This window comes from Achromobacter veterisilvae, from assembly GCF_037619525.1.
In the GTDB taxonomy this organism is placed as follows: Bacteria; Pseudomonadota; Gammaproteobacteria; order Burkholderiales; family Burkholderiaceae_B; genus Achromobacter; species Achromobacter veterisilvae.
In genome coordinates, this window is the sequence record NZ_CP148753.1 from 631,953 (window position 1) to 651,959 (window position 20,007).

Here is a 20,007-nt window from a genome sequence, read left to right on the forward strand (position 1 = left end):
GGGTTCGCTGTCACTCGGCGGCCCACGGAGATAGGCCGCGCATTCAGCAAGGTCTGGCCGGACGCCCCTATCGCTTAGAAACGGTGACGCACACCCACGGCGACGGCGGTGTCGCGCGCATCGCGCTGGAACGCGTAGTTGTCGCCATAGGAGGCGTACGCGTACAGGTTGGTGCGCTTCGTGAAGTCATAGGTGTAGCCCAGGCTGTAGACGTTGAACGTCGCGTCGTCGCCGGTCAGCTTGTCATTGCTCGGCGTCGCGCGCTGCCACGAACCGAAGACGGCATGGCGGCCCAGCGGCACGGTGGCGCCGATCATGTACGAATTGGCGCGGAAGCCATCGGCCAGCTTGAAACTGCCGAGCTTCTGCATACCGTCGGGCGTGGTGCCCATGTTCTGTCCGATGAACCAGCCGTCGCGGGTCTGGCCGAACGCGGCGGCCACTTTCACGACTTCGAAATCATAGGAACCGCCGACGATGTATTCCTGGATTCGGGCGGACGACTTGCCGCTGGCGCGATCGTTGGAAGGATTGAAGCGGTCGTACGCGGCGGCCAGGTTCAGCGGGCCGTTGGCGTACTGCACGCCCGCGGTCAGCACGCGGTTGTTGTTGCCGCTTTCGAAACCGGTCTGCTCTTCATCGTCGATCGAATCGTCGGCGCTGAACGAGTAGCCGACGCCGACCTTGAAGCCGCCCAGGCTGGGAGTCTGGTACAGGACCATGTTGTCCAGGCGCATCGTGTTGGCGCTGCCGAACGTGGTACCCATGTTGGCGGTGTTATAGCTGATCGAGAACGGGTCGATCGAACCGAAGTACTTGGAAGCCAGGTTCGTCTGGCGGCCGAATTCCAGCCGGCCCCAGGAATCGCTGTCCAGGCCGACGGTGGCCTGGCGACCCCACAACCGGCCGTTCTGCAGCGAACTTCCGTTCATGGGACCGAAGCCGCCTTCCAGCGTGAAGACGGCGCGCAGGCCGTCGCCCAGGTCTTCGGTGCCGCGCAAGCCGAAACGCGAGCCGCTGCTCACGCCCTGCACGCCGCCGAAACGGCTTTGCGAGTTGCCGTCGAACTTCACCTTCTCATAGCCGACACCGGCGTCGATCAAGCCGTACAGCGTCACGGAGTCGGCAGCCTGCGCGGCACCGGCAAAGCCGGCCAGCAGCGCGGCGGCCAATAGCGTCTTCTTCATGTAAGTCCCCAAAATGGCGAGATGAAAGGCAAACCGCAAACCCGCCACGCAAACGGCCGGGATCTGCGTGCCGCAGCAAACAAGCAAGCGGCGCATGCACTGGAGATAGTGTCCAGCCTGGGGCAATTCGAAGTAACCCGGATTTCGAAGAACTACTTTCCATGGTTGGGATAATGATCCGCCCCTGGCGGCGCCACCACGTTGCGAACCTGCGCTAACGCATTGATATCAAATGTGAATTATTGCTCGCAATACGGCCGGCACTCGCGCGGGCAATCTCCGTCCGGCCAGGGAACCAACAAGAGTTGTTGTGGAGAGCGCCTAATTTCTGATGCGTAAACGCGACACTCGCCGCGAAGAGAAGAAATCCTTCAGCGCCGCGCCCTTTAGGCTTGCCGGGCAGGGCCCAAGACGAAAAAACCCCTCGGCGTCACGAGGGGTTTCTCTGACCATCCGGGCGGAACGGCTTACCGGCCTTGGGGCGGGTAGTCGAGTTCGCCGAAGGAGTAATCGCCGCGCGCCTTGGCCTCGGCCAGTTCCTGGCGGACTTGTTCGCGGCTCTTGCCGGCCGATTGCGATACGGCGGCCTTGGGCGGGTAATCCAGTTCGGCCGACGTCACCTGGCCGGCCGCCTTGGCGGCTTGCAGTTCCTGCTGGACCTGCCCGCGGGACAGGCTGGTCTGCTGGGCCGCGGCGGGCGGATAGTCCAGTTCGCCGAACGAGACCTGGCCGGCGGCGCGGGCGGCCTGCAATTCCTGCTGGACTTGTTCACGCGTCTTGCCATCGGCGTGGGCGGCGGACATACCTGCCAGCGTGGCGGTAACCATAAGTGCGGTAGCTAGGGCTTTCATTGAGAGGACTCCATCCTAAACCTTGCACAGCGTCTTCTGCCAGGCTGACAGGTGCGATGTGACAATTTGATTGCTGGGCTGAAGTATCTGGCGATTGCTGCCTAGTAAAAACCCTTATTTTGGTGAACATATTTGCACAGGCGGGACAATTTCAGGTCGTATCCCCTGAAATTTGCGCAATTCCTGCACAGTTCCCTATGAAGCCCTTCTGCCGCAAGCCTTGCCGGCGTTCAGCCTGACGCAAGCTACGTAACGGAACATGCTGTCGCCATACGCTGAGCGTGTTTGTTGGGTGTGGGGAAATAGACATTTCTGCTGGCGGGACAATAATTCCATTTATCATATGAATCTGCCAGCAATGGAATTTTGAATCACGAGGGCCCCATGGACATTCTGCTTAACGACATCGCGCTATTCGTCGAAGTCGCCAAGCGCAAGAACTTCAGCCACGCCGCCGAAGCCTTGAATATTCCGACGTCCACGCTCTCGCGCCGCGTCAGCGAACTGGAACGCAGCATCGGCATGCGCCTGCTCAACCGCAGCACGCGCAAGATAGACCTGACCGAGGCGGGCGCCATCTATTTCGAGCGCTGCCGGCACATCGTGGAAGAAGCGCGCGTCGCCCACGACCAATTGCTGGATATGGCGGTGCAGCCCAAGGGGCGCCTGCGCATTTCCCTGCCGACCAGCCTGGCGCAGTTGTTCCTGCCCGCCGTCATCCGCGAGTTCCGCGAGCAGCATCCCGATATCGAATGCGATTTCGACCTCAGCATGCGGCCGATCGATCCCATCAGCAATCCGTTCGACCTCGTCCTGCGGTTCGGGCAGCAGCCGGACTCCAGCCTGATTTCGCGCAAGATCGTGCTGATGGCCCACCAGTTGTACGCTTCGCCCGATTACCTGGCCCGCCACGGCGAGCCCAGGATGCCGGCGGATCTCAGCCACCACGAATGCCTGCGCCCCACGATGCGCGAGGAATCGTCCTTCTGGATGCTGCATTCGGGCGACAAGGTGGAACGCGTGCAGGTGTCGGGACGCCTGTCGGCCAACAATGTGGGCATGCTCGGCCGGCTGGCCAGCCAGGGCCTGGGCATCACGCCGCTGCTGGTGTTCGACGCCATGGAGCGGGCGATCAAGCAATCGGGACTGGTGCGCGTGCTGCCCGAATGGAGCCTGACGCCGCTGCCGCTATTTGCGCTGCTGCCCTCGCGCATGCTGCCCGCCAAGACCAAGGCCTTCCTGGACTTCATCCAGCCCAGGTTGTCGGACGCGTAATCCCTTCGAGGCTACGGCGTGTCGGCGCTGTACTGACAGACGGTGAAGAGCGGCGTGCCGGTGGCGGCCACCTTGGCCGAGCCGCCCAGGTCGGGCAGGTCGATGATGGCGGCGGCCTCGACCACGTTGGCGCCCAGGCGCTGCAACAGATTGATGGCGGCGAGCATGGTGCCGCCCGTGGCGATCAGGTCATCCACCAGCAGGACGCGCTGCCCGGTGCGCACGGCATCCGTGTGCATCTCGACCGACGCATTGCCATATTCGAGCGAGTATTCCTCGGCCACGGTGCGAAACGGCAGCTTGCCCTTCTTGCGCACGGGCACGAAGCCCAGGTTCAGCTCGTAGGCCAGCACGCTGCCGACGATGAAGCCGCGCGCGTCCACCCCGGCGACGAGGTCCAGGCGCTGGCGCATGTAGCGGTAGACGAAGAGATCGATAAGCACCCGGAACGCACGGGGATCCTGCAGCACCGGCGTGATGTCGCGGAAAACGACACCGGGTTGGGGCCAGTCTGGAACGCTGCGGATGGTGCGCCGGATGTACTCGGCGTAGTCGGTCTGCATGGAAGACGGCCCTGAAGAATTGAAGCAAGGCGAACTATAACCTCGCAACCGCGCTTAAGCCAGGATTGCCGCCCCGCATGACAATTCATGAAGCCGGCCGGCCCGCAGTTCGCAGCAGCGGTCCACGGCGCCGGGCGGCAGCGCCGCGTGGGTGGCGAGCACCACGGTGCGTCCGCGCACCGCCTCCCGCAGGTCCAGGAAGAACGCGGTCTCGGCGGCGGCGTCCAGGCCCGCGGTCGGCTCGTCCAGCACGATCACCGCGGCCGGCGACAACAGCGCCCGCGCCAGGCACAGGCGGCGCGCCTGCCCCGCCGACAACCGGGATCCGGTTTCGCCCGCCCAGGTGTCCAGGCCCTCGGGCAGGCCGCGCACGAAGTCGCCCAGCCTTGCCGCATCCAGCGCGCGCCACAACGCGGCGTCGTCCGCCTCCGGATCGCCGATGAGCAGGTTGGTGCGCAACGTTCCCAGGAAAACGGGGGCCTCCTGCGACAGCAGCGCGATGCGCCGGTGCCAATCGGCCTGCGCGCAGTCGCGCGCGTCGAGGCCGCCAAAGCGCACCTGCCCCGCCTGCGGATCCTCCAGGCGCAACAGCAGATGCAGCAAGGTCGACTTGCCGGCGCCGCTGGCGCCCGCGATGGCCACGCTTTCGCCGGGGGCCACGCGCAGGCTGACGTCCACCAGCACCGGCGGGCCCTCGTCCCGCGACGCCGCTGGATAGGAAAAGCGCACGCGGTCCAGTTCCAGCGCGCCGCTGGCGGGCAGGGTCCGCGGCGCGTCCGGGTCGCGCATGTCGGGCTCGCACTGCGTCACCTCCCGGATGCGCGCGGCCGCCGACATCGCGGACCCCATGCGCGAGGCGCCCCGCATGATCGGGCCCGCCACCTCGAAAATGCCGATGACCGCCAGCAGCAGCCCCGCGAGCGCCGGCCCGCCGATCCGTCCCGACTCGAGCGTGTCCAGGCCGAACCACAGCAAGGCCAGCACCGCCGCGCCGGCCGCGGCCTGCAGGAAGAACTGCCCCCGGGCCGCCACCCGCGCCTGGCTGCGGCGCGCCAAGGCGCTGGCCTCGCACAGGCGTTCGAAGTGCTCGGCCGTCTGGGCCTGCGCGTGCAGCGCCACCATGTCCGCGTGGCCGTCCACGGCGTCCAGCGTCGCGGCGCGCAGTCCCGCCGCGCTTTCCTGGGCGGCCGCGCCCGGCCGGCGCGCGGCGCGCACCAGCCACAACGGCACCAGCACGCAGGCCGTCAGCAGCGCCAGCGCGAATGCCAGCGCGGCGGCGGGCATCCAGTGCCCCAGCACCGCCGTCAGGACGGCCCCCGCCAGAATCGCCGTCGCCAGCGGCGCCAGCACGAACAGGAAAACGGTATCCAGCGCGTCCACGTCGCCGGTCATGCGCGCGACCAGGTCGCCGTCGCGAAAGCGCGCCAATTGCCGCGGCGTCAGCCGGACCAGCGCCGCGAACACCGCCGCGCGCAGGTCCGCCAGCAGGCGCAGCGTGGCGGCGTGCCCGACGACCCGGTCGGCGTAGCGCGACACGATGCGCAGGAACGACAGCCCGCGCACCAGCGCCGAGGGCGCGAACAGGTTGAACGCGCCGCCCGCGCCCGCCAGCGCCGCGCCGGTCAGGAACCAGCCCGACACGCCCAGCAGGCCCACGCCCGCCGCCACCGTGGCCAGCGCACAGAACAATGCGAGCAATAGCCCGCTTTTGCGGCGCGCATACAGCGGCAGGAGCAACAACAGGTTTTTCATGCGTCTTCCACTTTTCCGCCGGCCACGCGCAAGGTCCGGCCCAGCCGGCCGGCCACGGCGGGCGCGTGCGTCGCCAGCAGCAGGGTCCGGCCCGCGGCGAATGCCAGGATCTCGTCCAGCACGCGCGCCTGCGTCGCCTCGTCCAGGTGCGCCGTGGGTTCGTCCAGCAGGATCAGCCCCGGATCGCGCAGGAACAGGCGCGCCAGCGCGACACGCTGCGCCTGCCCGCCGGACAGGCCATGCCCGCGGCCGCCCAGCGGCGTGTCCAGCCCCTGCGGCAAGGCCGCCGAAAATTCGAGCACACAGGCGCGCCTCGCGGCCTCGTGCACGTCGGCGTCGGAGGCACTAGGACGCCCCAGCCGGATGTTGTCGGCGATGGAACCCGCCAGCAATTGCGGCTTCTGTCCGATCAGCGCCACGCGGTCCCGCAGCGCCGGCTCGCTCCATTGGGCCAGGGGCAGGCCGTCGATGCGGATGTCTCCCTGGCACGGCCGCAGGCGCGCGATGGCTTCGACCAGGGTGGACTTCCCGATGCCGCTCGCGCCCATCAGCGCCGCGTGTTCGCCCGGCGCCAGCGCCAGCGCGGCGCCCGACAGCACTGCCTGGGCGCGGCCGGGGGCAAGCATGGTCAGCCCCTCGACGGCGACGGCCGCGCCGCGGCCGCGGCCCCCGGCGGCCGGACAGGCGGCGCCTTCGGCATCGCCGCGGGCGTCACCTTCTTGCGGCAGGCCGTCGAACAACGCGGCGATCTGCGAGACCGCCGCGAGGGCGGCCGCGCGGTCGTGATAGTGCGCCGCGAACTGCCTGAGCGGCGCATAGACTTCCGGCGCCATCAACAGACAGAACAGCCCCGCCTGCAAGGTCAGCGGCGTCCAGCGCAGGTCGAGGAATCCCAGGTAGGTCAGGCCGATGTAGACGGCCACGCCCGCCACGCCCAGCGCGGCGAAGAACTCCAGCACGGCCGACGACAGGAAGGCGATGCGCAGCACCGACATCGTGCGTTGCCGCAGGGCGTCGCTGGCCGCCACGACGGACGCCGCCTCCGCCTCGGCCCGGCCGTGGAGCTTCAGGGTGGACAACCCGCGCAGGCGGTCGGCGAAGAACCCCGACAGGCGGGCGAAGGCGCGCAGGTGGCGGCGGCTGGCGCCCTGGGCGCCCCACCCCACCAGCGCCATGAACAGCGGAATCAGCGGCGCGGTGATCAGCAGGACCAGCCCGGCGATCACGTCCACCGGGAACAGCAGCACGGAAAACGCCACGGGCAGCAAGGCCGCCGCGGCCATGGCGGGCAGGTACTTGGCGAAGAAGCCGTCCAGCGCCTCGACCTGGTCCACCACCGCGCTGGCCAGTTCGCCGGCGGCGCGGCTGCGGCTCCAGTGCGGCCCCTTCAGGACCAGGCGCCGGAAGAGCGACTGGCGCACGTGGCGCTTGATGCGTTCGGCAGCGTCGGCGCCGGCGCGTTCGCCCGCCCACGTAATGCAGGCGCGCAGCAGCATGAGCCCGGCGATGCCCAGGATGCCGCCGGCCAGTTCGTGCCGGGGCACCTGCCTGGCGATGGCGGCGTCCAGCACGCTGGCCAGCAGCCAGGCCTGCACGACCAGCAGGACGCCGCCAAGCAGGGGCGCGGCGCCCGCCAGGACCAGCGGCAGCCTTGCCGCCCCGGCAAGCGCCATCAACCACCGCGACTGCTCGCGCGGCGGTTTGCCCAGCGCTGCCGAAGGATCGTGCTCGAGGGTGCTAGCCGGTAGTCCGGAGCCGCCCCTCACTCGTCGTTGCGGCTGGCGCGCGGGTCATGCGTATGCCCTTCGCGCAGCTCGAACCACATTGCGTTGAGGATGGCGAACGCACACGCCAGGCCCAGGCCGAGTATCCACGAGAAATACCACATGGTGGAGGCTCCTTGTCAGTATGAGTTGGGCGTGCCGCCCACCGATTCTTCGGTGACCTTGCCGCGCATCACGCGGTACACCCAGGCGGTGTAGACGGTCACGATGGGCAGGAAGATGGCGACCGCGATCACCATGATCCAAAGCGTCAGGTGGCTGGACGAGCCGTCCCAGATGGTCAGGCCGGCCTGCGGCTTCGACGACGAGGGCATGACGAACGGGAACAGCGAGAAGCCCACCGTCAGGATCACGCCGGCGATCGACACCGAGGACGCCAGGAAGGCCAGCACGTTGGCGCGCGCGGTCAAGAGCAGCGCCACCAGCACGGCCCCGGCCACGCCCAGCGCGGGCGCGATCCACATCAGCGGCCACTTCGCGTAGTTGGCCATCCATGCGCCGTCCCGCACCGCCACCGTCTTCAACATCGGGTCGGACGGACCGGCCATGTCCACCGCGCTGGTGATGACATGGCCGCCGACGCCGCCGGCCACCCAGAAGCCGCCCGCGACGAACAGCGCCGCGGTCAGCAAGGCGCACAGCCGGCCCCAGTTGCGGGCGCGCGAAGACACCGGGTCCTCGGTGCGCCAGGCCAGCAGCACCGCGCCGTGCATGGCCAGCATCACCACGCTCAGCACGCCGGCCAGCAGCGCGAACGGCATGAACAACTGGAAGAAATGTCCTTCGTAGACGGGGCGCAGCGTCACCGGATCGAAGGTGAAGGGAACGCCCAGGATGATGTTGCCCATGGCCACGCCGAACACCAGCGAGGCCACCACGCCCGAGAAGCACAGCACGCCGTCCCAGCTATTGCGCCACCGCGTGCCTTCCATCTTGCTGCGGTATTTGAAGCCCACGGGCCGCAGGATCAGCGCGATCAGGACCAGCATCATCGCCAGGTAGAACCCGGAGAACGACGCGGCGTACAGCAGCGGCCACGCGGCGAAGATGGCGCCGCCCGCCGTGATGAGCCAGACCTGGTTGCCTTCCCAGACCGGCCCCACCACGTTGATCACCACCCGGCGCTCCACGTCGGTCTTGGCGACCACCGGCAGCAGCGCCGCCACGCCCAGGTCGAAGCCGTCCATGACGGCGAAGCCGATGAGCAGCGCGCCCAGCAGCACCCACCACACTACGCGCAGCGTGCCGTAGTCGAAAGGAATGAGAGTTTCCATCGCTGTCTCCCCCTCAGGCGCGCACGGCGGCGCGCACAGGATCGGCGGCGCTGGAGGGCGCCGGCCCATCGGATTTCGGCCCCGCCTTGACGGCGTGCAGCATGACCTTCACGCCGATGATCAGCAGCGCCGTGTACAGCACCAGGAAGATCGCCAAGCTGATGGCCAGGTCGACGATGGTCAGGCCCGAGGCCGCGTAGTAGGTCGGCAGCACGCCTTCGATCACCCAGGGCTGGCGGCCGTACTCGGCCACGAACCAGCCGCTTTCGATGGCCACCCACGGCAGGGGCAGGCTCCACAGCGCCACCTTGAGCAGGCCGCGCCGGCTGTCCAGCCGCCCGCGCGAGGCCAGCCAGAAGGCCACGCCGAAGAACAGGATCAGGTACATGCCCACCGCCACCATGATGCGGAACGCCCAGAACAGCGGCGCCACGTTGGGCACGGTGTCCACCGCCGCCTTCTTGATGTCGGCCTCGGTGACCTGGCTCATGTCGGGCTGGTAGCGCTTGACCAGCAGCGCGTAGCCCAGGTCGGGCCAGGTCTTGTCGAAGACCATGCGCGCGTCGGTGTCCTTGGGATTGGCCCGGATCTTCTGCAAGGCGTCGTAGGCCACCATGCCGTCGCGGATGCGGTTCTCGGCGCGCAGGATGAGATCGTCGATGCCCAGCAGCGGCGTGGTCAGCGAACGCGTGCCGATGATGCCCATCACGTAGGGGATCTCGATCGCGAAATCGTTCTTGCGCTCTGCCTGGTTGGGAATGGCGATCAGGTTGAAGGACGCGGGCGCGGGCTCGGTGTGCCACATGGACTCCATGGCCGCGATCTTCATCTTCTGGTGTTCGGTGGTGAGATAGCCGCTCTCGTCGCCCAGCACCACGACGGACAGCGCCGAGGCCAGGCCGAAGCTGGCGGCGACCGCCATCGAACGCTTGGCCAGGTCGACGTGGCGGCCCTTCAGCAGGTACCACGCGCTGATCGACATGACGAACATGGCGCCGGCGACGTACCCCGCGCTGACCGTGTGCACGAACTTGGCCTGCGCCACCGGGTTGAAGATCACCGCGGCGAAGTCGGTCATCTCCATGCGCATGGTGTCGGGGTTGAAGATCGAGCCCACCGGATTCTGCATCCAGCCGTTGGCGATCAGGATCCACAGCGCCGAGAAGTTGGTGCCGAACGCCACCAGCCAGGTCACCACCAGGTGGCTGACCTTGGACATGCGGTTCCAGCCGAAGAAGAACAGGCCGACGAAGGTGGCTTCCAGGAAGAAGGCCATCAGCCCTTCGAGCGCCAGCGGCGCGCCGAAGATATCGCCCACGTAATGGCTGTAATAGGACCAGTTCATGCCGAACTGGAACTCCATCACGACGCCGGTGGCCACCCCCAGCGCGAAGTTGATGCCGAAGAGCGTGCCCCAGAACATGGTCATCCGCTTCCAGATGGGGCGGCCGGTCATGACGTACACGCTTTCCATGATGGCCAGGATGAACGAGAGGCCGAGCGTGAGGGGAACGAACAGGAAGTGATAAAGCGCGGTCGCGGCAAACTGAAATCGCGACAGGTTAACGACGTCGATATCAATCATTGGGGCGCTCCCAAGCAGTCGAGATGCCACAGCAACCGGCATGGTTCCCAGGCCGTCTCTCGCGCCATGTTACGGGCGTTGGATACAACTTCATAGAGGTTTCCTGAAAAATCGAGGCGGATCAAAGTCAGGCCTTGCCCCGCAATTTGCCGGCGAAACCCAGCACCTTCTGCACTTTCGAACCGAGTTTCATCAGGTTCTGCAGGGTCTCGGGCGGCAGCCGTTGAACCTCATCGAACCATCCGGTGGACAGTTCGATGAGCTCCAGCATTTCGTTCATGCGCTGTTGCGCGTAGGCCTCATCGGGCCCCGACGGGGGCTCCAGCAGGGTGTCGCGCAACAGGGAGAGTGTGGGATCGATTTCGCGCTTGCGCTTTTCTTCCATCAGGATCCGGAAGATCTCCCAGACGTCCTTGGGCGTCTCGAAGTAGTCGCGGCGGTCGCCCACCTGGTGGATGAGCTTGACCAGGCGCCAGGACTGCAACTCTTTCAGCCCCAGGCTGACGTTGGAGCGCGAGAAGCCCAGCGTTTCGGCGATGTCGTCGGCGTTCAGGGGCCTGGCAGACAGGAACAGCAGGGCGTAGATCTGGCCGACCGTGCGGTTCACGCCCCAACGGCTGCCCATCTCGCCGAAATGCAGGATGAAGCGTTCGTTTTGAGGAGTGAGAGCCATGATCGATCAGCGCCGGCAGGATACGGACAGCGGCGCGACTGGATAAACCTGGTTACACCGCTTTCAGAAATTCCTGAAATTATCGAACAAACCATGAGAAAGCGCAAACCACACTGGAGGCAGGGGCAAGGCGGCAAGCGAAAGCCAAATAAGACCCGCCGCCTGCCCTGAAACGGCGGCGGACGAACGCCAGCGGCCACCTGCCGGGTGGCGGGTGGCCGCTGTGGGATACCTGGATGGAAGAGGAAAAGCGGGGGTCAGCCGGCCTTGACGGACACGGCGGCGGACACCCGCTTGGCCTTGGCACGGGCGGCGGCGACGTCGTCGGCCACGGCCAGGCCCACGCCCATGCGGCGCTTGACGAAGGATTCGGGCTTGCCGAACAGGCGGATGTCGGTGCCGGGCTCGGCCAGCGCCTCGGCCACGTTGTGGAACGAGACCGCGGCGGCCTCGACGCCGCCGTAGATGACGCTGCTGGCGCCGGGCTGGCGCAGGCCGGTGTCCACCGGCAGGCCCAGCAGCGCCCGGGCGTGCAGTTCGAATTCGTTCTGGACCTGGGTGATCATGGTGACCATGCCGGTGTCGTGCGGGCGCGGGCTGACTTCCGAGAACCAGACCTGGTCGCCGGCCACGAAGAGTTCCACGCCGAAGACGCCCTGCCCGCCCAGGTTGGACGTGACGGCCAGCGCGATCTCCCGCGACCGCTCCAGCGCGGCGGGCGACATGGGGTGCGGCTGCCAGCTTTCCACGTAGTCGCCGTCGACCTGCTTGTGCCCGATGGGCTCGCAGTAGCGGGTCTGGATCTGGCCGTCGGCGCCGCGCGCGCGCACTGTGAGCAGGGTAATTTCGTAGTCGAAGCGGATGAATCCCTCGACGATGGCGCGCCCGCCGCCCACCCGCCCGCCTTCCTGGGCGTAGCGCCAGGCGGCGGCGACGTCGTCCGCGGTCCTGATCAGGGCTTGCCCCTTGCCCGAGGAGGACATGACCGGCTTGATGACGCAGGGGTAGCCGATGCCGCCGTCGATGGCCTGCAGCAATTCGTCTTCCGTGTCGACGAAACAGTAGGGCGAGGTGGGCAGCCCCAGGGTTTCCGCCGCCAGCCGGCGGATGCCCTCGCGGTTCATGGTCAACTGGGCGGCACGGGCCGTCGGGGTCACCCGGGCCACCCCGGCCGCTTCCAGTTCTACCAGTAAATTGGTGGCAATAGCCTCGATTTCGGGGACAATAACGTGCGGTCGCTCCTGTTCGATGATCTTGCGCAAGGCCTCCGGGTCCGTCATCGAGACCACATGCGCCCGGTGCGCCACCTGGTGGCCCGGGGCGTCGGCGTACCGATCCACCGCGATGACTTCCACGCCCAGCCGCTGCAGGGCGATGATGACCTCTTTGCCCAGTTCGCCCGAACCAAGCAGCATGACGCGGGTGGCCAGGGGGGACAAGGGCGTGCCAAGGACGGGGCTGGGAATGCTGGACATGGGACGAACCTGGAAAGGGAGTTTGAAATCCGTTGAAAAGAGCCGCCAGGATGCCATACCCCCCTGCCCGGGGCAAACCCGCCCACTGATATTAAAATCCGTCCATGACTGACCATCCCACAACATCGTCCGAGACCGCTCTGGCATCTGCGCGCAGGACGCTGCAAATCGAAAGCCAGGGGCTGCTGGACCTGTCGGCAAGGCTGGACGACAGCTTTACGCATGCCGTGGCCATGCTGCTGGCCTGCCGCGGCCGCGTGGTCGTCAGCGGAATCGGCAAGACCGGCCACATCGCCCGCAAGATCGCGGCGACGCTGGCCTCGACCGGCACGCCCGCCTTCTTCCTGCACGCGGCCGAGGCCGTCCATGGCGACCTCGGCATGATCACCCGCGACGACGTGATCATCGCCATCTCCTATTCGGGCTCCGGCCAGGAACTGCTGACCATCCTGCCGGTCGCCCGCCGGATGGGCGCGCGCCTGATCGCCATCACGGGCAATCCGCAGTCCGACCTGGCCGTGCTGGCCGACGTCCACCTGGACGCCAGCGTGGCCCAGGAGGCCTGCCCGCTGAACCTGGCGCCCACGGCCAGCACCACCGCGGCGCTGGCCCTGGGCGACGCGCTGGCCGTCGCCTGCCTGGAAGCCCGGGGATTCGGGCCGCAGGATTTCGCGCGCTCGCATCCGGGCGGCGCGCTGGGCCGCCGCCTGCTGACCCACGTGCGCGACGTAATGCGCCAGGGCAGCGCCCTGCCCATCGTGACGGCCGGCACGCCGGTGTCGCAGGCGCTCGAAGTCATGTCCGCCAAGGGCATGGGCATGACGGTCGTGACCGACGCGCAGCACCGCCCCCTGGGCATCTTCACCGACGGCGACCTGCGCCGCCTGATCGCCCGGCACGGCGACATCCGCAGCCTGACCGTGGAAGCGGGCATGACGCGCTCGCCGCGCAGCATCAACCCCGAGGCGCTGGCGGTCGAGGCCGCCCAGCAAATGGACGAGCAACGGCTCAACCACATGCTGGTGCTCGACAACGACGGCGCCCTGCTCGGCGCCCTGCACATGCATGATTTGATGGCCGCTAAAGTGGTATGACTATGACTCTTCCTGCTTCCGTGACTCACCCGGCCGAAGCGCTGGTCCTCGCCCGCATCCCCCCCACCGTGCGCGAACGCGCCGCCACCGTGCGCCTGATGGTGTTCGACGTGGACGGCGTGCTGACCGACGGCAGCCTCTACTACGGCGAAGGCGGCGAACTCCAGAAGCGCTTCAACGCGCTGGACGGCCACGGGCTGCGCCTGCTGATGGAAGGCGGCTTGACGGTCGCGCTGATGACCGGCCGTTCGGGCCCCATCGTGGCGCGCCGCGCCGCCGAACTGGGCATCGCCGAGGTCATCCAGGGCGTGCGCGACAAGGGCGGCGCCCTGGCCGAACTTGCGCAGCGTTCCGGTGTCCAACTGAACCAGACCGGCTACATGGGCGATGACATCATCGACCTGCCGGCCATGCAGCGCGCGGGCTTCGCCGCCAGCGTGCCGAACGCGCCGGGCTACGTCAGCCAGGCCGCCCACTGGGTGGCCTCGCAACCGGGCGGCGGCGGCGCGGTGCGCGAATGCTGCGACCTGCTGCTGGCGGCCCAGGGGCGCCTCGGCGCCTTCCTGGCGGCCCCGGGCCTGCTGGGCCCGGGCGCGATCCAATGACGGCCGCGACAACCAACGCGCCCTTGCGGCGAACCCAATGAAAGAACGCTTTCCCTCCCTGATCGCGCTGTTCCTGCTGCTGGTGCTGGTCACCAGTTCGTGGTGGGCGGCCGATTACGCGCAGCGGGCCATCCAGGTGGACCCGCCGCGCCGCATCACCCACGAGATGGACGCGTGGTCCCGCGACTTCGTCATGCTGCGTACCGACCCCAACGGCCGGCCCATCAACCGGCTGGAAGGCGAGTACGCGGAGCACTTCCCCGACGACGACTCGTATCACATCACCGAACCGCGCGCGGTGGGCCAGCGCGAGACCAATCCCATCACCGTGGCCGTCTCGAAGACGGCCGTGATGGAGCAAGGCGGCAAGCGCATCGTCATGAACGGCGACGCGCACGTGCACCGCCAGCCGGACGCCAACAACGACATGCTGGACGTGCGCAGCCAGCAACTGATCATCCTGCCCGACGACGACGTGGTCTACACCGACCTGCCCGCGGAGGTGCTCAAGGGCCGCTCGCGCATGAACGGCAAGGGCATGCATTACAACAACAAGACCCGCCAACTGCAGGTTTCGGCATCGACCGATGTGGAAATCGCCGGTTCCGAAGGCAAGCAGCAACGTCGGACCGAGATTCCCGCCAACAACACTGACCAGAAGAAACCATGACCGACCTCCGGATTCTCCTTGCCCCGACGACCCGCCTGATCGGCGCCGTCCTGCTGGCGGCTTCGGCGCTTGCGCCGGCCCACGCCGCGGATCCGGCGCCCAAGCCCGCCGCGCCGGCCGAAGAGCCCAGCACGCTGATCCTGTCGGATACGCTGCACTACGACGACGTGAAGAAGCAAAGCGTCTTCACGGGCAACGTCAACCTGACGCGCGGCCTCATGACCCTGACGTCGGACACCCTGCAGATGAACGAGGACGCGCAAGGCAACCAATACGGCACCGCGACGGCCAACAAGGGCAAGGTCGTGACCATCCGCCAGGAACGCCCCGAAAACTTCGAACTCATCGAAGGCAAGGGCCTGCGCGCCGAATACGACGGCGCGAAGAGCACCTTCGACCTCATCGGCCAGGCCGTCGTGGTCCGCTACGTCTGTGGGAAGCCGTTCGACACCATTCGCGGCGAACGGGTACGCTACAACGAAAAGACCGGCACGTACGAAGCCCAGGGCGGGCCCAATTCCTCCGCGGCGGGCGGCCGGGTCCGCTCCGTGGCCGAGCCGCGCGCCAAGTCGGACGCCGCCATCGCGGAATGCCGCAAGCAGCAAGCCGCCAAGAAAGGGCGTTGAAGCGCCTCCCCCGCAACACCACTCGCAGCCACGATGAACCAACCCTCAGTGCAGACTCCCGTGACCTCCGCCCCTTCGGGCGTCAAGCAGGGCAGCCTGCGCGCAACCGGCTTGCGCAAGACCTACAACGGCCGGACCGTGGTGCAGGACGTATCCCTGTCCGTGGTCAGCGGCGAAGTCGTCGGCCTGCTCGGCCCCAACGGCGCCGGCAAGACCACCAGTTTCTACATGATCGTCGGCCTGGTGCCCGCGGACGCCGGACGCATCGAGATCGACGGCGACGTCATCACCGCGATGCCCATCCACAAGCGCGCGCGCATGGGCCTTTCGTACCTGCCGCAGGACGCGTCCGTGTTCCGCCGCCTGACGGTGGAACAGAACATCCGCGCGGTGCTGGAACTGCAAACAGGGCCGGATGGACGGCCGCTGTCCACGCCCAGGATCAACGAACAGATGGAGTCCTTGCTGGAGGAACTCCAGATCGGCCACATCCGCAGCAACGCGGCCATTTCGCTGTCGGGCGGCGAACGCCGCCGCGTCGAAATCGCGCGCGCGCTGGCCACCAGCCCGCGCTTCATCCTCCTGGACGAGCCCTTCGCCGGCGTGGATCCCATCGCCGTCATCGAAATCCAGCGCATCGTGCGTTTCCTGAAGGGCCGCGGCATCGGCGTGCTGATCACCGACCACAACGTCCGCGAAACGCTGGGCATCTGCGACCGCGCCTACATCATCAGCGAGGGCAAGGTGCTGACCGACGGCCATCCCGATGAAATCGTGGGCGATCCCGCCGTGCGCCGCGTCTACCTGGGCGAGCACTTCCGCATGTAACGGGCGGCTCCGGGAAGACCCCTAGGGCGCCTGCGCGCACCGCCAGCGCGCCCCGGGGGCTCAGCCATAAAATTGCCACGATCTTGCGCTAGGTCAGCTTGTTTTATCGGCCCGAGTCTATACACTAGTACTAAACGAACCCTCTCAATCAAGGAGAACGCCTAACGAATCAACCGCGCTCTTTTGCGCACCTTTTTTCCTCTTTTAGAAGGAGAGCACACTATGAACCTGAGCATCTGCGGTCGTCACCTCGACGTCACCCCGGCCATCCGGGAATATGTCATGAACAAACTGGCGCGAGTGCTGCGGCATTTCGATCACGTCATCGATACCCAGGTCATGCTCTCGGTAGAGCCCCTGCGGCATAGAGCCGAAATCACCATGCGTCTGAGCGGTAAGGACATTCATTGTGAAGCAACCGATGAAAATCTCTATGCAGCCATAGATCTTCTTGCTGACAAAGTCGACCGTCAGGTCATCAAGCACAAGGACAAGGTACGAAGTCACACAGCGGAGTCCGTGAAGCGGCAAGCGGCGAATCTTTCGTCACCCCAGCAGTAACGCGCCTCACGATAGCTCGCCCTGCGAGACTAACGAAACAGCGATTCTCGAATCCTGACTGAGTCCCGGTGTCCCGCTAGACCACGAGTCCAGCCGGGGCATCGGCAAACTTCCCCCTCTTTGCCCCCCTCTGCGTCCCCCATTCCCGGCCCAGCCGGCGATCCCAGATTCCCCCCAGATTCCGACGTTTCCCGAGCCGCGGGGCTGCGCCTGGCGCAAGAATGCCCACAATCCGTCGCTATCGGTCTATGCTGTCGCTCTTGCCGCCCCACGGAGCGCCCACGCAGAGGACGCGCCGCAGAGGCCGATTATTGCACTGCATCATATAACCATATAATGACCCGATGAATCATTTGTCGCGCATCCTACCCGCCGGCAACGTCGTGCTCGATATGCTCGCAACGAGCAAGAAACGTGCGTTCGAACAGGCTGGCCTTCTCTTTGAAAACAACCACGGTTTGGCGCGGGCGCTCGTGTTCGACAGCCTGTTCGCCCGGGAACGCCTGGGCTCCACGGCCCTGGGGCAGGGAGTGGCCGTTCCGCATGGCCGCGTGAAAGGCCTGGAACAGGCCCTGGCGGCCTTCATCCGCCTGGCGCAGCCCATCTCCTTCGATGCGCCCGACGGCCAGCCGGTTTCGATGCTGCTGTGCCTGCTGGTGCCGGAAGCGGCCACGCAACAGCACCTGGACATCCTGGCCGAACTGGCCCAGCTCATGTCCAACAAGGCATTGCGCGAGGCCCTGGCCACGGAAACCGATCCGGCCATCGTCCACAAGATGCTCACGACCGGCCAACTCTGATCTCCTCGCGGAACGCTGCCATGCTCACGGTGCAGGAACTCGTCGACGACAACGCCGATAAAATCCCCTTTAACTGGATTTCGGGCCAGGGCGCCGCGGACCGCGCGATTCCCGACGACGGCATGTCGGCCGCGGACCTCGTCGGCCACTTGAACCTGATCCACCCGTCCCGCATCCAGGTGTTCGGGCAGGAAGAGCTGGCGTACTACACCCGCTTCGACCTGCGCCGCCGCATGCACCACATGGACGAGCTGCTGATCGGCGGCGTCCCCGCCATCCTGCTGGCCGACGGCCTGACGCCGCCCCAGGACCTGATCGACCAGTGCGACCAGCACCAGGTGCCGCTCCTGTCCACGCCCGTGGCGGCCGCGCAACTGATCGACCTGCTGCGCATCTACCTGGGCAAGAAGCTGGCGCCCACGACCACGGTGCACGGCGTGTTCCTGGACGTGCTGGGCCTGGGCGTGCTGATCACCGGCGAATCCGGCCTGGGCAAGAGCGAACTGGCGCTGGAACTGATCTCGCGCGGGCATGGCCTGGTGGCCGACGACGCCGTGGAGTTCTCGCGCACCGCGCCCAACATGATCGAAGGCCACTGTCCGCAACTGCTCCAGAACCTGCTGGAAGTGCGCGGCCTGGGCCTGCTCGACATCCGCACCATCTTCGGCGAAACCTCCGTGCGCCGGAAGATGCGGCTCAAGCTCATCGTGCACCTGGTGCGCGCCACCGCGCAGGACAAGTTCGAACGGCTGCCGCTGCAGGACATCACGCAGGACATGCTCGGCCTGCCGGTGCGCAAAGTCATGCTGCAAGTCGCCGCGGGCCGCAATCTGGCGGTGCTGGTGGAGGCCGCCGTGCGCAACACCATCCTGAAGCTGCGCGGCATCGACACGCTGGGCGAATTCATGGAACGCCAGGCCATGGCGATCCTGCAAAGCAGCAAATAGGCGCGTGTCGCCCGGCGGCGCCGTGAGCCTCTACGAAACGCTGGCCGCCGAGATCGCCAAGTCGATCCGCGACGGCGTGCTGCGCGCGGGCGACAAGCTCCCCTCCGTGCGCGACGCCTGCGCGGCGCGGGGCGTCAGCCCCTCCACGGTGTTCCAGGCCTATTACCTGCTGGAAGCGCGCGGCCTGATCCGGGCGCAGCCGCGCTCCGGCTACTACGTCAGCGCGCCCGCCGTCTCGCTGCCGCCGGAACCCGGCCCGTCGAACCCGGACGGCGAATCGACGGAACTCGCGATCAGCGAGCGCATCTTCGACATCCTGGGTTCCGTGCGCAACCGCGACGTCGCGCCGCTGGGCTCGGCCTTCCCCTCCCCGCTGCTGTTCCCGCTGCCGCGGCTGGCCCAGGCCATGGCCGCGCACCTCAAGCGCCAGGATCCGCTCGATACCGTGGAAGACCTGGCCCCCGGCAATCCCGGCCTGCGCCGGCAGATCGCGCTGCGCTACCTGATCGGCGGCATCAACGTGCCCGCGGCCGACATCGTCGTCACCAACGGCGCCCTCGAAGCGCTCAATCTCTGCCTGCAGGCGGTCACCCGGCCCGGCGACACGGTCATGGTCGAGGCCCCCACCTTCTACGGCGCCCTGCAGGCGCTCGAACGGCAGGGACTGAAGGCGCTGGAAGTGCCCACCCATCCGCGCACCGGCATCGACCTGGACGCGATGGAAACCGCCATCCGTCGCCACGCGCCCAAGGCCTGCTGGCTGATGACGCAGTTCCAGAATCCGCTGGGCAGCCTGATGCCGGACGACAGGAAGCGGCAGTTGGTGGACGTGCTGGCGCGCCACGGCATCCCCCTGATCGAAGACGACGTGTACGGCGAGCTGTACTTCGGCGCCGCGCGGCCCGTGCCCGCCAAGGCCTACGACACCCAGGGCCTGGTGCTGCATTGCTCGTCGTTCTCGAAATGCCTGGCGCCGGGCTACCGCATCGGCTGGACGTCCGCCGGCCGCTATACCCAGCGCGTGCAGCGCCTGAAACTGTCGTCGACGCTATCGGCGTCCGGCCCCGCGCAGGGCGCCATCGCCGAATACCTGGAGCAAGGCGGCTATGACCGGCACCTGCGCCGGCTGCGCGCGACGCTGCAGGCGCAGCAAGAACGCATGGCCGACGCGATCGCCCAGGAATTTCCCGCCGGCACGCGCGTCACCCGCCCGCAAGGCGGGTTCTTCCTGTGGCTGGAACTGCCCGCGCCGGTGGATGCGCTGGCCTTGCACCGGCAGGCCCTGGCGCGCGGCATCAGCGTGGCGCCGGGCCCCATCTTTTCCGCCAGCGGCCAATTCGGCAGCGCGCTGCGCCTGAACTATGGACACCCCTGGAACGCCGGCACGCAGGACGCGGTCCGCGTCCTGGGCGAACTGGCGCGCCAGGCCTGCGCGCAGGCCGTGAAGGCGGGCTAGC

The 20,007-nt window shown here is 67.2% G+C and carries 20 protein-coding genes; 10 read left to right on the forward strand and 10 right to left on the reverse strand.

Features of this window, described 5'->3' with window-relative positions; all coding sequences use genetic code 11:
- Positions 1-74: 74 nt before the first annotated feature.
- Together WHX56_RS02905 and WHX56_RS02910 are read right to left on the reverse strand one after the other, a co-directional pair.
- Positions 75-1,187 carry a porin gene (locus WHX56_RS02905; protein ID WP_338880332.1) on the reverse strand — a complete coding sequence of 371 codons (1,113 nt, stop codon included), beginning with the start codon at positions 1,185-1,187 and terminating at the stop codon, positions 75-77.
- A 467-nt stretch (positions 1,188-1,654) separates the two neighbouring features.
- Positions 1,655-2,038 (reverse strand): DUF4148 domain-containing protein, encoded by a 384-nt coding sequence (locus tag WHX56_RS02910; protein WP_287755400.1) that lies wholly within the window; start codon positions 2,036-2,038, stop codon positions 1,655-1,657.
- A gap of 384 nt (positions 2,039-2,422) precedes the next feature.
- Here WHX56_RS02910 and WHX56_RS02915 point away from each other — a divergent pair, with 384 nt between their 5' ends.
- Positions 2,423-3,313: a LysR family transcriptional regulator gene (locus WHX56_RS02915; protein ID WP_287755401.1), complete on the forward strand. Its 891-nt coding sequence runs from the start codon at positions 2,423-2,425 to the stop codon at positions 3,311-3,313.
- 11 nt (positions 3,314-3,324) lie between these two features.
- On the opposite strand, the gene WHX56_RS02920 is transcribed toward WHX56_RS02915, so the two are convergent.
- From WHX56_RS02920 to purT, 8 genes are all read right to left on the reverse strand, one after another.
- Positions 3,325-3,876: an adenine phosphoribosyltransferase gene (locus WHX56_RS02920; protein ID WP_129240287.1), complete on the reverse strand. Its 552-nt coding sequence runs from the start codon at positions 3,874-3,876 to the stop codon at positions 3,325-3,327.
- Between the two features lie 54 nt (positions 3,877-3,930).
- Entirely contained in the window at positions 3,931-5,628 is a 1,698-nt protein-coding gene (gene cydC, locus WHX56_RS02925) for a thiol reductant ABC exporter subunit CydC (RefSeq protein WP_338880335.1), read from the reverse strand.
- Positions 5,625-7,301: a thiol reductant ABC exporter subunit CydD gene (gene cydD / locus WHX56_RS02930; protein WP_338881734.1), complete on the reverse strand. Its 1,677-nt coding sequence runs from the start codon at positions 7,299-7,301 to the stop codon at positions 5,625-5,627. Before cydD ends, cydC begins: the two co-directional genes overlap by 4 nt.
- An 89-nt stretch (positions 7,302-7,390) precedes the next feature.
- Positions 7,391-7,516: a cytochrome bd-I oxidase subunit CydX gene (gene cydX / locus WHX56_RS02935; protein ID WP_042796116.1), complete on the reverse strand. Its 126-nt coding sequence runs from the start codon at positions 7,514-7,516 to the stop codon at positions 7,391-7,393.
- Between the two features lie 15 nt (positions 7,517-7,531).
- Positions 7,532-8,686, reverse strand: coding sequence for a cytochrome d ubiquinol oxidase subunit II (cydB, locus tag WHX56_RS02940; RefSeq protein WP_129240292.1), 1,155 nt, complete (start codon positions 8,684-8,686; stop codon positions 7,532-7,534).
- Between the two features lie 13 nt (positions 8,687-8,699).
- Positions 8,700-10,271, reverse strand: coding sequence for a cytochrome ubiquinol oxidase subunit I (locus WHX56_RS02945; protein WP_129240294.1), 1,572 nt, complete (start codon positions 10,269-10,271; stop codon positions 8,700-8,702).
- A gap of 127 nt (positions 10,272-10,398) precedes the next feature.
- Positions 10,399-10,944 (reverse strand): GbsR/MarR family transcriptional regulator, encoded by a 546-nt coding sequence (locus WHX56_RS02950; RefSeq protein WP_287755403.1) that lies wholly within the window; start codon positions 10,942-10,944, stop codon positions 10,399-10,401.
- Positions 10,945-11,201: 257 nt separating this feature from the next.
- Positions 11,202-12,419: a formate-dependent phosphoribosylglycinamide formyltransferase gene (gene purT, locus WHX56_RS02955; protein ID WP_338880340.1), complete on the reverse strand. Its 1,218-nt coding sequence runs from the start codon at positions 12,417-12,419 to the stop codon at positions 11,202-11,204.
- A gap of 104 nt (positions 12,420-12,523) precedes the next feature.
- Here purT and WHX56_RS02960 point away from each other — a divergent pair, with 104 nt between their 5' ends.
- The 9 genes from WHX56_RS02960 (at position 12,524) to WHX56_RS03000 (ending at position 20,006) form a co-directional block, all read left to right on the forward strand.
- On the forward strand, positions 12,524-13,513 hold the full coding sequence (locus WHX56_RS02960; RefSeq protein WP_129240300.1) for a KpsF/GutQ family sugar-phosphate isomerase: 990 nt from the start codon (positions 12,524-12,526) through the stop codon (positions 13,511-13,513).
- Positions 13,510-14,118, forward strand: a complete 609-nt coding sequence (locus WHX56_RS02965; protein WP_129240301.1) for a KdsC family phosphatase — start codon at positions 13,510-13,512, stop codon at positions 14,116-14,118. Before WHX56_RS02960 ends, WHX56_RS02965 begins: the two co-directional genes overlap by 4 nt.
- A gap of 37 nt (positions 14,119-14,155) precedes the next feature.
- Positions 14,156-14,788: an LPS export ABC transporter periplasmic protein LptC gene (gene lptC / locus WHX56_RS02970; protein ID WP_129240303.1), complete on the forward strand. Its 633-nt coding sequence runs from the start codon at positions 14,156-14,158 to the stop codon at positions 14,786-14,788.
- On the forward strand, positions 14,785-15,414 hold the full coding sequence (lptA, locus tag WHX56_RS02975) for a lipopolysaccharide transport periplasmic protein LptA (RefSeq protein WP_129240305.1): 630 nt from the start codon (positions 14,785-14,787) through the stop codon (positions 15,412-15,414). Before lptC ends, lptA begins: the two co-directional genes overlap by 4 nt.
- 33 nt (positions 15,415-15,447) lie before the next feature.
- A complete protein-coding gene (lptB, locus tag WHX56_RS02980) occupies positions 15,448-16,242 on the forward strand; it encodes an LPS export ABC transporter ATP-binding protein (RefSeq protein WP_129240307.1) in 795 nt (264 codons plus the stop codon).
- A 222-nt stretch (positions 16,243-16,464) separates the two neighbouring features.
- Positions 16,465-16,803 carry a ribosome hibernation-promoting factor, HPF/YfiA family gene (gene hpf, locus WHX56_RS02985; protein WP_043546933.1) on the forward strand — a complete coding sequence of 113 codons (339 nt, stop codon included), beginning with the start codon at positions 16,465-16,467 and terminating at the stop codon, positions 16,801-16,803.
- A 344-nt stretch (positions 16,804-17,147) separates the two neighbouring features.
- Complete coding sequence (locus WHX56_RS02990; RefSeq protein WP_129240309.1) at positions 17,148-17,603, forward strand: PTS sugar transporter subunit IIA; 456 nt, start codon at positions 17,148-17,150, stop codon at positions 17,601-17,603.
- 20 nt (positions 17,604-17,623) lie between these two features.
- Entirely contained in the window at positions 17,624-18,550 is a 927-nt protein-coding gene (hprK, locus tag WHX56_RS02995; RefSeq protein WP_013396727.1) for an HPr(Ser) kinase/phosphatase, read from the forward strand.
- Between the two features lie 22 nt (positions 18,551-18,572).
- Positions 18,573-20,006 carry a PLP-dependent aminotransferase family protein gene (locus tag WHX56_RS03000; RefSeq protein ID WP_338880352.1) on the forward strand — a complete coding sequence of 478 codons (1,434 nt, stop codon included), beginning with the start codon at positions 18,573-18,575 and terminating at the stop codon, positions 20,004-20,006.
- The last annotated feature ends 1 nt before the right edge of the window (position 20,007 follow it).